The 12,969-nt window shown below is 39.3% G+C and carries 15 protein-coding genes; 9 read left to right on the plus strand and 6 right to left on the minus strand.

The features are described 5' to 3' along the window. Positions 1-152 precede the first annotated feature (152 nt). The gene (locus tag HDF25_RS22870; RefSeq protein WP_184628726.1) at positions 153-2,195 is read right to left on the minus strand and encodes a M13 family metallopeptidase; all 2,043 of its coding nucleotides are present in this window, start codon (positions 2,193-2,195) and stop codon (positions 153-155) included. Positions 2,196-2,332: 137 nt separating this feature from the next. On the opposite strand from HDF25_RS22870, the gene HDF25_RS22875 reads away from it, so the two are divergent. Then, positions 2,333-3,610 (plus strand): nucleotide sugar dehydrogenase, encoded by a 1,278-nt coding sequence (locus HDF25_RS22875; RefSeq protein WP_184628727.1) that lies wholly within the window; start codon positions 2,333-2,335, stop codon positions 3,608-3,610. Continuing rightward, positions 3,597-4,601, plus strand: a complete 1,005-nt coding sequence (locus HDF25_RS22880) for an SDR family oxidoreductase (RefSeq protein ID WP_184628728.1) — start codon at positions 3,597-3,599, stop codon at positions 4,599-4,601. Before HDF25_RS22875 ends, HDF25_RS22880 begins: the two co-directional genes overlap by 14 nt. A gap of 1 nt (position 4,602) precedes the next feature. Here HDF25_RS22880 and HDF25_RS22885 read toward each other — a convergent pair whose 3' ends face one another. Further along, a complete protein-coding gene (locus HDF25_RS22885; protein WP_184628729.1) occupies positions 4,603-5,334 on the minus strand; it encodes a hypothetical protein in 732 nt (243 codons plus the stop codon). Positions 5,335-5,897: 563 nt separating this feature from the next. On the opposite strand from HDF25_RS22885, the gene HDF25_RS22890 reads away from it, so the two are divergent. Continuing rightward, positions 5,898-6,245 carry a hypothetical protein gene (locus HDF25_RS22890; RefSeq protein WP_184628730.1) on the plus strand — a complete coding sequence of 116 codons (348 nt, stop codon included), beginning with the start codon at positions 5,898-5,900 and terminating at the stop codon, positions 6,243-6,245. A gap of 18 nt (positions 6,246-6,263) precedes the next feature. On the opposite strand, the gene HDF25_RS22895 is transcribed toward HDF25_RS22890, so the two are convergent. After that, on the minus strand, positions 6,264-6,779 hold the full coding sequence (locus HDF25_RS22895; protein WP_184628731.1) for a DUF892 family protein: 516 nt from the start codon (positions 6,777-6,779) through the stop codon (positions 6,264-6,266). Between the two features lie 124 nt (positions 6,780-6,903). Here HDF25_RS22895 and HDF25_RS22900 point away from each other — a divergent pair, with 124 nt between their 5' ends. After that, positions 6,904-7,155 (plus strand): hypothetical protein, encoded by a 252-nt coding sequence (locus HDF25_RS22900; protein ID WP_184628732.1) that lies wholly within the window; start codon positions 6,904-6,906, stop codon positions 7,153-7,155. 49 nt (positions 7,156-7,204) lie between these two features. Here HDF25_RS22900 and HDF25_RS22905 read toward each other — a convergent pair whose 3' ends face one another. Continuing rightward, entirely contained in the window at positions 7,205-7,891 is a 687-nt protein-coding gene (locus HDF25_RS22905) for an SOS response-associated peptidase (RefSeq protein WP_184628733.1), read from the minus strand. 26 nt (positions 7,892-7,917) lie between these two features. Between HDF25_RS22905 and HDF25_RS22910 the strand changes: the two genes are divergently transcribed. Further along, the gene (locus HDF25_RS22910) at positions 7,918-8,145 is read left to right on the plus strand and encodes a hypothetical protein (protein WP_184628734.1); all 228 of its coding nucleotides are present in this window, start codon (positions 7,918-7,920) and stop codon (positions 8,143-8,145) included. Positions 8,146-8,152: 7 nt separating this feature from the next. Here the strand turns inward: HDF25_RS22910 and HDF25_RS22915 are convergent, their stop codons facing one another. Together HDF25_RS22915 and HDF25_RS22920 are read right to left on the minus strand one after the other, a co-directional pair. Further along, positions 8,153-8,818, minus strand: a complete 666-nt coding sequence (locus tag HDF25_RS22915) for an HAD family hydrolase (RefSeq protein ID WP_184628735.1) — start codon at positions 8,816-8,818, stop codon at positions 8,153-8,155. A 41-nt stretch (positions 8,819-8,859) separates the two neighbouring features. Continuing rightward, a complete protein-coding gene (locus HDF25_RS22920) occupies positions 8,860-10,176 on the minus strand; it encodes an alpha/beta fold hydrolase (RefSeq protein WP_184628736.1) in 1,317 nt (438 codons plus the stop codon). A gap of 170 nt (positions 10,177-10,346) precedes the next feature. Between HDF25_RS22920 and dapB the strand changes: the two genes are divergently transcribed. The 4 genes from dapB to HDF25_RS22940 all read left to right on the plus strand — a co-directional run bounded on the left by dapB (position 10,347) and on the right by HDF25_RS22940 (position 12,966). After that, entirely contained in the window at positions 10,347-11,165 is an 819-nt protein-coding gene (gene dapB, locus HDF25_RS22925) for a 4-hydroxy-tetrahydrodipicolinate reductase (protein WP_184628737.1), read from the plus strand. A 5-nt stretch (positions 11,166-11,170) separates the two neighbouring features. Beyond that, entirely contained in the window at positions 11,171-11,836 is a 666-nt protein-coding gene (locus HDF25_RS22930; RefSeq protein ID WP_184628738.1) for a hypothetical protein, read from the plus strand. Positions 11,837-11,932: 96 nt separating this feature from the next. Then, positions 11,933-12,787, plus strand: coding sequence for an SPFH domain-containing protein (locus HDF25_RS22935; protein ID WP_184628739.1), 855 nt, complete (start codon positions 11,933-11,935; stop codon positions 12,785-12,787). 2 nt (positions 12,788-12,789) lie between these two features. Beyond that, positions 12,790-12,966: an Arc family DNA binding domain-containing protein gene (locus HDF25_RS22940; protein ID WP_184628740.1), complete on the plus strand. Its 177-nt coding sequence runs from the start codon at positions 12,790-12,792 to the stop codon at positions 12,964-12,966. Positions 12,967-12,969 lie beyond the last annotated feature (3 nt).

Here is a 12,969-nt window from a genome sequence, read left to right on the forward strand (position 1 = left end):
TCGAACGATCTTCGAACAAAGTCCGAACGAAGTCCGAACCAAAGTGCATCCAAACCCAACTCTTATACTTAACCCACTTCATTTCTGTCACCAATAAAAAAGAGGTGCCCCACCAGGACACCTCTCATTTATTTAATTCTAAAAAACTCGTTTTACCAGATTTTCACACGTTGAGAAGGCGCAAGGTATAATGAATCTCCAGGCTTTACATTAAATGCAGTATAAAACTCAGGAATATTCCTTACCACCCCATTTACGCGGAATTTAGCAGGAGAATGAGGATCAGTATTTACTTGTTTTCTCAGGTTCTGTTCTCTTGATTTATTTAACCAAACCTGTCCCCAGCCAATAAATATTCGCTGATCACCATTAAAACCATCCAGAACAGGTGCCGTTTTACCATTCAGACTGGCATGATAAGCTTTTAACGCGATAGATAACCCACCAAGATCTCCGATATTCTCTCCAAGCGTAAATTCTCCGTTCACATTCAAATCACTTAATACCTTAAAGCTACTGTATTGAGCAACTAATGCATTAGTCCGTTTTTTAAACTCTTCCTTGTCGGTTTTAGTCCACCAGTCACGCATCACACCATCACCATCAAAGGTACTGCCCTGATCATCAAACCCATGACCTATCTCATGGCCGATCACTGCACCTATACTGCCATAATTTACAGCATCATCCGCTTTCATATCAAAAAATGGCGGCTGCAGAATAGCAGCAGGAAACACGATTTCATTTAATGGTGGATTGTAATAAGCGTTTACAGTTTGCGGAGTCATCCCCCACTCTGTTCTGTCTACAGGGGTTCCCAGCTTCTTCATCATCCTGTTGTATTCAAAAGCTGTTGAACGCTTCAGGTTCCCGTAAAGATCATTTTTAACAATCCTTAACGCTGAATAATCTCTCCATTTATCAGGATAACCAATCTTTGGGGTGAATTTGCTGATTTTTTTCAGGGCCTCTATCTTCGTTTCCGGGCTCATCCAGTCCAATTCCTTGATACTTGATTCATAAGCTTTAAGCAGATTTCCAACTAATACCATCATACGGGCTTTAGCCTCTGGCGAAAAGTGTTTTTCTACATATAATTTCCCTACCATTTCACCCAATGCGGTATTAACCACCACAACTGCTCTGCGCCATTGCGGACGCTGTTTAGGAGCACCACTTAAAATGGTACCATTGAAATTAAAGTTTTCCTCATCCAGAGTTGTATTCAGTGCTTCGGCAGCACCGTTAATCACGCTCCATTTTAAATAAGTTTTCCAGGTATCCAGAGGTGTATCTTTAATAATATCATTCAGTGCTTTAGTGTAATTTACCTGAGCGACAACAATACTATCCGCATTTTTCACCCCTGCCTCATTCAGCATTCCCTGCCAGTCAAAATCAGGCATTAAAGTATTCAGTTTGCTAACAGCATATTTATTATAAAGACCGGCCATGTTCCTGGTCTCTTCTTTTTTCATCTGTTTAGAAGCTAATAATGTTTCTAAAGCCATTATTTCAGCAGCTTTTGGTTTTGCGGAGGTTATTCCCGCCAGCGTCAGCATCTTTTCAATATGCGCTACATACTTAGCTCTGATTTCAATGGACTTTGCATCATTTGTGAAATAATATTCTCTGTCCGGCAGTCCTAATCCGCCTTGCCAGGTCAATAACATATAATGTTTAGGATCCTTAAAATCTTCAGTAACCGCAACACTGAAAGGTACAGTATTCCCAATCTTACTGGCGTAAGCAAAATAAGAAGCCAGTTCTTTCTGATCTTTAATCGCATCAATCTTTTTCAGGTCCGCTGCTATTGGTTTAATCCCGATAGCATCTCTTATAGTAGTATTCATATAAGAACCGTATAAATCACCTATTTTCTGCTCTTCAGAACCATCGGCAAATTTTCCAGAAGCTGCCTTTTCGATGATTTCCTTAACATCCGCCTGCGCTTTGTCATTGACCAGAGAACCAACACCTATAGAGGGTTTATCCGCAGGAATCTCAGTTTTTTTAATCCAGCTTCCATTTACATATTCCATGAAATTATTTCCAGGAAGGACTTGTTTATCCATATTTTCGAGGATAATACCTGATTTTGGATCATCGGTCGAATGAATAGGGTGAAATGCCGCCAGAATCAGCAAGGAACCCGCTATAAGTGGTGCCCCCAAAGAGAGTTTTAAATTCTTCATAAGTATTCGTTTTACTCAAATCTACTAAAATTGCATGTAATTATAATTCTGCACGCGAATCCGGTCTCTGGTTTTATTAATGCTTAAGATTCAGTTTTATTTCAATAAATTGCGCCCTGTTGAATAGAAGATTATAGATGACAAGGATTGATAAAGACACACCAATAGCAGTTATTGGACTGGGTTATGTTGGTTTACCGCTGGCCGTAGCTTTTGCCAGGCATTACAAAGTGACAGGCTTTGATACTAAACATAAACGCATCACAGAACTGAATAAAGGACACGATAATACACTGGAAATCAAAGAAGACCATCTCCAAGAAGTCCGGTCAAACTTATTATTCAGCAGCGACAGCAATGACTTGCAGCATGCGCGTATTTATATCATCACAGTACCTACTCCTATAGATAAATTTAACCACCCTGATCTTTCCGCTTTATATAAAGCGAGTGAGACAGTTGGTCAATTCTTAAAACAGGGAGATATTGTAATCTATGAATCTACTGTCTACCCTGGTGTCACCGAGGATGAATGCGCCCCTGTACTTGAAAGAGCTTCAGGATTAAAATTCAATGTGGATTTTTATTGCGGTTATTCTCCGGAACGGATTAATCCGGGAGATAAGGAACATACGCTGACAAAGATTTTAAAAATCACTTCTGGCTCAACACCGGAAACCGCCAACCGGGTAGATGAATTATACCAGACTATCATTACAGCAGGTACTTACAGGGCTTCAAGCATCAAGGTAGCTGAAGCGGCCAAAGTCATAGAAAATGCGCAAAGAGATATTAATATTGCCTTTGTCAATGAACTGGCAAAAATATTTAACCTGATAGGTCTGAATACCCTTGACATACTGGAGGCTGCAGGAACAAAATGGAATTTCTTAAATTTCAAACCTGGCCTGGTTGGAGGACACTGCATAGGTGTCGACCCCTATTATCTTGCTCAAAAGGCACAGGAGGCAGGTTATCATCCTGAAATCATTCTTGCCGGACGACGACTAAATGATGGGATGGGACAATATATTGCGGATGAGGTCATCAAGTTGATGGTCCGTAAGAAAATTCAGGTCACAGGCAGTGAAGTGTTGATCCTGGGCTTCACTTTTAAAGAAAATTGTCCCGATGTACGTAATACAAGGGTGATTGATATTGTTACCCGTTTAAAAGAATATCATATCAATGTGTGTATCCTTGATCCATGGGCCGATCCCAAACATGTTTTTCAGGAATATGGAATCACCTGTCAGAATGAGCACATCGCGGATCGTCAGTTTGATGCGATTATCGGTGCTGTTGCGCATCAGGAGTTTGAGACAATTGATGTACAGCAATTGTGTAAAGAAAATACTGTAGTATATGATATAAAAGGCATGTTGCCAGCAGAACTTACTCATGGAAGACTCTAAAAATCAATTATACCTCAACCCTTACCACAATCAGGACCTGGGTGATTTATCCTTTCTGATTACTGGCGGAGCTGGCTTTATCGGTTCTAACCTGGTTAATTATTTACTCCGGTATGGTGCAGGTAAAGTACGGGTGCTGGACAATCTATCGACCGGATTTATGAAAAACCTGGAAGAATTTGAATCTCATCCGGCATTTGAGTTTATATTGGGAGACATCCGTGATCCGGAAATATGCAGACAGGCTTGCCAGGGAATAGATTATGTATCCCACCAGGCGGCCTTAGGTTCTGTACCACGATCTATTCAAGACCCACTGACCACAAATCAGGTAAATGTAGAAGGCTTCTTAAATATGCTGATCGCTGTTAAAGATCAACAGGTAAAACGCCTGGTTTATGCGGCTTCTTCTTCAACTTATGGAGACAGCAAGGAATTACCTAAAATAGAAAATCGTATTGGCGCACCTCTTTCGCCCTATGCTGTCACCAAACTGGTGAATGAATTGTATGCAGATGTTTTCAGAAAGACCTATGGAACAGATAGCATCGGTCTGAGATATTTTAATGTTTTCGGTCCTAATCAGAATCCCGAAGGAGCATATGCAGCTGTCATACCTTTGTTCATCCGTGCAATATTAAATGGTAATCCTCCGCTCATCAATGGAGATGGCAGCCAGACCCGCGATTTTACATTTATTGAAAATGTCGTTCAGGCAAATATCAAAGCGCTGTTATTTCCTGAAGACCTGCCTCATCAAATCTATAATATAGCTTGTAATGAGCGTATTTCCTTAAACCAATTGTGGGCACAGTTGAAAGAGCTCAGCGGAACAGACCCCGGACAAACTTATGGACCATCCAGGGCCGGAGATATACATGATTCACTTGCTGATATCAGCAGAGTCAGACAAGATTTAGGTTATGAGCCTTTATACGATGTAAAAAAAGGTTTAGCATACACACTGAACTGGTCGAAGGATAAGCCATAGATTATTCAGTAAATTTTTCTGAGTATTGCTTTGTGATCATCTTTTCAATAGATCTCCAGTAAAACCTGTTCATCATATCCTCCACTCTCGGCATGATCTCCTGAAATTCATATCCCTGGATAATGTGATTTCCTTTGGCAAACAGTCTGAATAATAACTTTTGTTTTCTTTCATTCAACTTTCTGACCTTAACATCTGGAATTGCCCCACTATGTAAAGCATAGTTTTCAGCCAGATTAGCGGTAATTAAACCCGAAACGGGGTCTTTATACAATAGGATTTCTCTTGAACTGCTGATAGCAGAAAAACAGAAACGGCTATATAAATCTGGTGCCGATCTACCTTTATACCTCTTTAAAAATCTGTTCAGGTCTATGTTCAGTTCGAAATCACCAGCAGGAAACTTCATCACAAACTCCTCCTGAAAACGGACATAAAAATTCTCAGCCAGCCTTTCGGTCGGAAAAACTGCCAGACAAACTGATAATGCTGTGATAAAAGAACCATTCTGTGCTGATTTACCCCAGTCAAACTTACATTCATAAAATGGCCGGAGTATAAAACCCATTTCGGGTAGAATTTCTACTTCATTTACCCATATCCTCCGGTTAACCCTATTTTTTGTGGTTTGATCTTTATTGGTAGTCACTGTTCCTTTAACCTTGATTTTGGTTTCCTGCAATACCGGTTCCCATTTCCCGGCTTTTGTATTTAATAGCTTATTTACCATCATATTGTTTTTATGCTAATAGACAAGATGAAAGAGAGGTATGGCGACCGGTATCAAGTATTTATCAAGGCCAGGATAACCAGCCGCACATACCAATTTCTCTTTTGGTGATTTGAATAGTCATAAAGCCATGGGAACAGGTAGATCAGACCTTCAAAAGAATAGGGCCGGCTACTTGCCCGTCTACTGTAACAGAGGTTCTGGTAAACCCTAATATTTTTCGCAAAATATACCCTACAATAAACTTAAGCAAGCAACCGACCCTATATTTATAGAGTCTAGCTGCCTGACTTATCTCGTAGGGTGTTGAAATTTACCAGATTTCTGTTACGAGGCTCGTCAAGCAGTGCTTCATTTCGATTTGAAGAACTGCTAAATTATAAATTATGTTTCAATCTGCATTTTTATTACATACTAGTTTGTTGAGCTAAATGGTTAAATATGTCGATTAATTATTCAAATCATGATTATATTCTACATTAACAACACTAATATCAACATATTTGTTGAATAATACCAATAAAATGTAGAATATTTTAAAGTATTATTCTTTTACCTTGTTTTTAGTGAGAAAAGAGGATTTCAAGAAACACAAAGGTGAATATTTAAACTCGGTCGTCCGTAAAAGAGGGATAACGATTAAGGCGTTAACTGCATCTGCAGGATTTGACAGAACAACGTATTATCATCATATTGCCGATCCTCATTTACCCTATAAAGTCATTGCAAAATACGGTGAGGTATTAAATTTCGACTTTTCAGGCGAATACCCTGAGATCAGACTTCCACAGCATAGTGAATCCCACGAAATTACCACATTTGAGGAAATGGAAAAAGACAGGAATTACTGGCGTTCGAGATTTTTGGAATTAGCAGAGAAAGTAGCCGATAATTATAAGAGAGAGAAGCCCTAGCTCCCGATAATAAATCGATTATTCAGATTCTCTTTGCGCTGCGGGATTAATAAAGTTCACCGCAATCTGGGTCAGATAACTATCTGCCTCCCTTTCGTCGGTCAGGCAATCTTTTAACAGCGATTTAGCTTTTGGATAATCCAGCTCTGCCAGTAAAGAAATCAGGCTTCCATAACTCGCAATCTTATAATGGGCAATCAGCTGAACTGCATAGATTATTGCGGCATCACGTAATGCAGTACCCGTTTCAACTGTCTTCACGACAGAGGCTGCCTTGTCACTCAGAATTTCTATAATATTACATTTGCCTTTTACAGGCTGCTCGTTCATCATCTCAAAAATGGTATCTAAGCGCTGTACATGAACTCCGGCTTCTTCCGACTGTAAGATCAGCGCACGCTGTAATTCTTCCTTATAGGCAGCTATAGAGAGTGCGGCTGCACAATTAACCAGCTTCTTCTCTGCAATATACAAATCCTGCAAACACTGAATGAAGAAGTTCCGTAAACCTTGTCTTCTAAGATGATCCACCATACAATATCAGTCGAATGGTTTTGTTGGGATATACTAACCATTCACAGTACTCAAACAATTAGAACTCAGAAAAGTTTATATTAATCAATATAGTTCATAGCTTTGGAAAGATTAAAAATTCAACATGGCAGTATTACATAGAAAAGAAGAGAAAATTGAAGTTGTGCTAAGTAAGCTTCCAAAAGATTATACCGATGCGCAGTTTGTTGAAACTTTCATCCAGCTTTATTCTAAAGATTGGGGAAAGATTAAAGCAAACTATATCAAACAGTCACAGGATAAAGAACCCGGAACAGTAATTACAATGCCTAAACCGGAACTGTATTTAAAGAATGTTTTAGCAGTTTACCTGGAAAACCTGAATAAAAAGGGTTAGAGAAGAGATATTTTTGACGTGGATAGCTGTTTGTATCCACGTTTCTGTTTTAAATAGCCTGCATCAGTTCAGGCCTGTTATTAATGACTCCCTTCACCACTGTCGCATTCACTGCTTTGTCTACCCTGTAACTGCTCATCAGTTCGTCGGGATAGGCATCACATAAATTCAATAACCCAGCCGGATCCATTTTCTTGTCCAGCCAGAGGTTTTCCTCTTCCCTGCCCAATATAACCGGCATTCTGAATTTAGGTGCATATACTTTACCTACAGTTTCATTAGCCTGAGTAGTCATAATAGTAAAGGAACGATACAATTCTTCCGAAAAAGGATCTTTCCACTGGCTCCAGAGACCTGCAAAAGCAAATACCTCTCTGTCTTTTAATATAAACCGGTAAGGGAGTGTATCCCCTGTTTTTTTATCCCATTCATAGAAACCGTCAGCCAATACCAAACAGGTTTTCCGGTGAACAACCAATGGTGCAAAGGTTTTCTTATCCATAATTTCTTCAGACCGGGCATTGAGTGTAGAAAAATCAAGCCTGGTACTCTTTGCCCAGTAAGGAACAAGTCCAAAATGCATTAACTGTGCTCTTTCGGGTTCATCAGCAGTAATAACCAACCCTTTCTGCGTAGGTGCCAGGTTATAGTTAGGCTCATAATCAGGTGGCAATTTCACCTGATAAAGTTTCACCAGCTCTTTTTGAGCTTTAGTTAAGGTATAGCGTGAGCACATGAAATCAAAATTTATATCTTTGTTTAATGAGTTATAAAGTAACCAGATTTGAAGTTAACCATCAGGGCAAACTAATTGCTGTAGCTGTCCACGCTGTAACAGACGGGGAAGAAACAAACCATATTGTTTCCATCGACGATCATGAAAATTTCGAGATCAGATTGAATAAAGAAAACAAATGGATAGCTGACAGTGGTACTGGAATAAATGAAGACCTGTTAAATCTGATTACCGGAAATTACCAGGCACCTTAATCTGGCATTAAATCAGGTCATTTTCTGTAATATATGTCCTTGCTTGTCTGAAATCAGTAAAAATCCGATCCGACTCAGCCAGTTTTTCATGACTCTCATGATCACCCTGAATAACAAAACAAGTTAATTCTGCATTCTTCGCAGCCCTTAAACCATTTAGTGTATCTTCAAAAACCAGGCATTCCTCTTTTTTATAACCAATTCTCTCTACTGCGAGGTTATAAGACTCGGGATCAGGCTTACTTCTGGTCACATCGCTCCTGGTGACCAATAGCTTAAAATATTTATCAAGCCCGTTTTTGCCAAACAGCTCATCCACATCGGATCTTTTACTTGCCGTAACCAACGCCATCGCTATATCTTTTTCCAGAAAGTATTCCAGTGTCTCTTCCACATAAGGCATCAGTTCGATTGTACTCGTTTTTAAACGTTCGTTGGTCAGATTTTCCTTTTTGCTGATCAGTACATCCAGCGGAGAGCTGATTTCATAAAGATCCTTTAACCTTTTAGCGTTTCCAGGTAAAGGGACTCCCGCAAAATTTTTAAGAAAATCATTATAATCAAGCTCAACACCTGATTCTGCCAGTATTTCATTCCAGACTTTAAAATGGAAATGCTCTGAATCTACAAGGGTACCATCCAGATCAAAAAGAAGGGCTTTAAATTGCTTCATTTATTTGTTTTTGTAGGGTTATCAGAGATAACCCTTTAAGGTTAATTACTTTTTATCCAGGAAACCAAATCAATAATCAATGTTTCGGATACGCTGGATGGATTATTATACTGACTTACCGGACCTCGCTCGACCTGCGAACTTAATAAATGGTTCAAATCAGGGTATAATTTCAGTGTCACATTACTTTTTTTGCTCAGCGCGGTATTCCATAAATCATAATCATGAGTAGAAACCTGAAAATCATTCCCCCCCTGTATAATCAGGATACGCTGTCTGTTTATTTTTTTTGCTGCCTCTACCTGATTATACTGATTCAGGTCTACCCAGTAAGATGCTGGTAAACCCAGTATAGCTGAATCAGCTTTCATCTTACCTAATGAAGTGAGCCTGGTTTTTTCCAGTTCCTGTAGTTGTCCTTCAAATTGTTTTTTAAGAGCCTGGGTAGTATCTTTTGCCTGCTCGAACATATATTTATTCTGCTCGACCATCAGATCAGTCATACTTCTTGCCGGTGCGGCGGCCAGGATAATTCCACTCAGTTCCGGAGCCAATGCGGCAATTCTTGGGGCTAACATCCCCCCTAAACTATGTCCCAACAGAAAAATTTTCTTCTTATCGATATTCGGGATAGTACCCGCAAGGGCAACTGCAGCAACGGCATCATCTATCGCTTCTTCTTTAACTGTAAATGCACCAGTAAACTCACCACCATAAACCAATGTACGTTTTACGTAACGGATACTGGCCACTCCTTTAGCAGCGAAACCTGCAGCAAGATCTTTGAAGGTTTTATTAGGTCCCACAGTCTCATCCATGTCAGATGGCCCTGATCCATGAACCAGCACAACAATAGGGAAATTCTTTACATTTTTTGGTATTGTCAGCATACCTACAAGATTGTGTCCGGGAGCTTTAACATATATTTCCTTTTCTGAATACAAGGTAGTATCAGCATATGCAGGGTTCAGATAAGATGCCTCTGCAGCTTTCGGCTGGATAAAAAAACCGACCATATTTCCTGCTTTATTATAGGCCAGTAAGAAACCTTGTGAAGCACGGGCAAATTTTCCGTCCACAGTAACTAAGAAGAATTCTCCTTTGGTTTTACTTTCCACGGTATTTGCAGATTCAAATTTTCCTAGTTTTTCATTCAGGGTTTCCCAGATTTTCTGCAAATCTGCAACCGTTATTTTTGAGGATACACTGGGATCAAAATAAGCCTGGGCTTCGGTAAATTTTTGCTGCTCCATCAATTGGAAAAAATCGTTCGAACGATTAAACAGTTTAATAACTTCCTGTGAAAATGAGACCGTTGAGAACAACAGTGCAAAAATTAAGAGTACAATTTTCTTCATGTAATTTCTATCGTGTTTTAAGAGTTGGTTTGAACCAAAGCTAACATATTTTTGATTTAAAATTTATCATCAGAACTGAAAATACAAAGTGGTTGAAAGCGAGTTGATTTCATGATTAATTAAATTCTTCTTTTGCCTACCTTTAGGATAATCATCAATGTAAATAAACTATGACTATAAAGAAAAAACTAAGGGTATGTGTTGCCGGAGCTACAGGCTGGGCCGGATCTGAACTTTGTAAAGGCATAGCCTTAACAGATGATATTGAACTGGTATCAGCAGTTTCACGTACCAATGCATCTAAAGATCTGAACGAGGTATTGAACCTGTCAACCGGTAAAAACATCCCGGTTTTTGGAACAATAGAAGAAGCACTAGATATTCCCTGTGACGTCATGATTGATTATACGAAGCCCGATATTGCTAAGCATCAGGTCATCACTGCTGTAAAGCATGGGATAAACGTGGTCGTTGGTACATCTGGTCTTTCGGACAATGATTATCAGGAAATAGCAGCTATTGCCTCTCAGCATAAAAAAGCGGTATTAGCTGTAGGGAATTTTGCGATCAGTGTTGTTCTGCTGAATAAATTTGCAGAAATGGCTGCTCAATATATGCATCACTGGGAGATCATTGATTATGCCAGTGATCGTAAACCAGATTCTCCCAGCGGAAGTGCCCTGGAGCTTGCCAGCAAATTATCAAAAGTTGGTCAGTCAGTTAAAACCATTCCTGTTGATCAGACTAAAGGCATTAAAGAAACCAGAGGTGCGGATATTAATGGCATGCAGGTGCATGCTGTCCGGCTGCCAGGTTTTGTAATTTCACTGGAGACTATTTTTGGGATGGAAGACGAAAAACTAACGATCAAACATGAGGCCGGAGGAAGTGCAAAACCTTATGTTCAGGGCGCTTTGCTTGCGATCAGAAACGTAGATTCCTTCACCGGGCTGAAAAGGGGCCTGGATAGTGTAATGGACTTAGCTTAACCAGTATGTCTGAAGAACAATATAAAACCTATCAAAAATTCAACGACTATAAGATGGCTGTTGAACTGAGCGATTTATTAAAGGAAAATCATATAGATCATACTATTGAAGATACCTCCGTTCAGTTCGATCCATTTTTTTCCAGAAATGAGTTAACCAAGGAATACCGGATTAAAATCAAACAGGATGATTTCTCAAACGTGGATAATCTCCTCCTTCAAACAGCGTCTGAAGGATTAAATGGGCTAAAGGAGGATTATTACCTGCATCACTTCAGTAATGAAGAGTTAATGGAAGTCATCACCAAACGGGATGAATGGAATGAATTTGATTTTCTGCTCGCTCAAAAACTATTGAAAGAAAGAGGTACTGAGGTAAACCCTGACACGCTTAAAGAACTAAAAAAGCAGAGAATTGTAGAATTAAGTAAACCGCATCAAATTGGAAAAACCTGGATTTACATAGGCTTTGTAACTGCCTTAATCGGCGGACTATTTGGTATATTGGTTGGCTGGCATATCTCCACTCACCAAAAAACCTTGCCCGATGGGAATACCATCTATAGCTATGATGAGCCTGACAGAAAAAAGGGACAAATCATGGTAGTCATCGGCGTCATTGCATTTACCTTCCTTGTAACCACAAAAATATTAAATGGAATTTTTCATTAACAGGTGTAAAAATAATTACCGTAATCATTATGATTTTCAACAGTTTATTTGCTAAATTTATGATATCAATTTAATATCATTTAAATACCATATCTCATGAAAGAAGAAAAGATCGTCACCCCCTTTAATGGTTACCTCGTTGTATTCCTGTTAGTTGTTGTAGCCGGGATATTAGCCTTTGCTGCAAGCACTCAGCAAATTGTTCTGATTATTATTTGTTTACCAGTATTACTTATTCTAGCTAAAGGATTGATTATTGTGAGTCCAAATAGTTCTGCTGTACTTTTATTGTTCGGAAAATACCAGGGAAGTATCAAACAAAATGGTTTATTCTGGGTCAACCCATTATTCGGCCGCTTCACCTACTCTCTCCGTGCCAGGAATTTCGAGAGCGAAAAAATCAAGGTCAACGATAAGCTGGGAAATCCAATCCTGATCAGTGTTATCTTAGTCTGGAGAGTACGGGATACATTCAAAGTCGCTTTTGAAGTGGACAGTTATGCTGCATTTATTAAAATACAAACAGACTCGGCAGTAAGAAAACTTGCTGGTTCTTTTCCATACGATCATTTTGAAGATGAAACTGCTTCAATTACCTTAAGTACAAACTTTGATGATGTCAATATTGCGCTGGAAAAAGAACTTGCTGAAAGGCTGGAAATTGCTGGTATTGAAGTCATAGAATCCAGGATAGCCTATCTGGCTTACGCACCGGAAATTGCACATTCTATGCTGAGAAGACAACAGGCTTCGGCTGTAGTCGCTGCCCGTCATAAGATTGTGGAAGGTGCAGTTGGCATGGTTGAAAGTGCTTTAAAACTTCTGGCTGACAAGAAAATCATTGAATTTGATGATGACAGGAAAGCCACTATGGTAAGTAATTTAATGGTTGTTCTTTGTGGTGACAGCGAAACTAAACCAGTTATCAATACCGGTACATTAAATCAATAAACATGTCAGAAAAAAAATCATTTGCATTAAGGATTGATTCAGAGACGATGAAGGCTATAGAGAAATGGGCAGCTGATGAATTTCGGAGTGTTAATGGTCAGATTGAATGGATGCTGAATAATAGCCTTAAGACCGCCAAAAGACTCAAAAAACAACAAAAAGATATACCCGATAAATAACAC

Origin of the sequence: Pedobacter cryoconitis, from assembly GCF_014207135.1 — a bacterium.
GTDB classification, from domain to species: domain Bacteria; phylum Bacteroidota; class Bacteroidia; order Sphingobacteriales; family Sphingobacteriaceae; genus Pedobacter; species Pedobacter cryoconitis_D.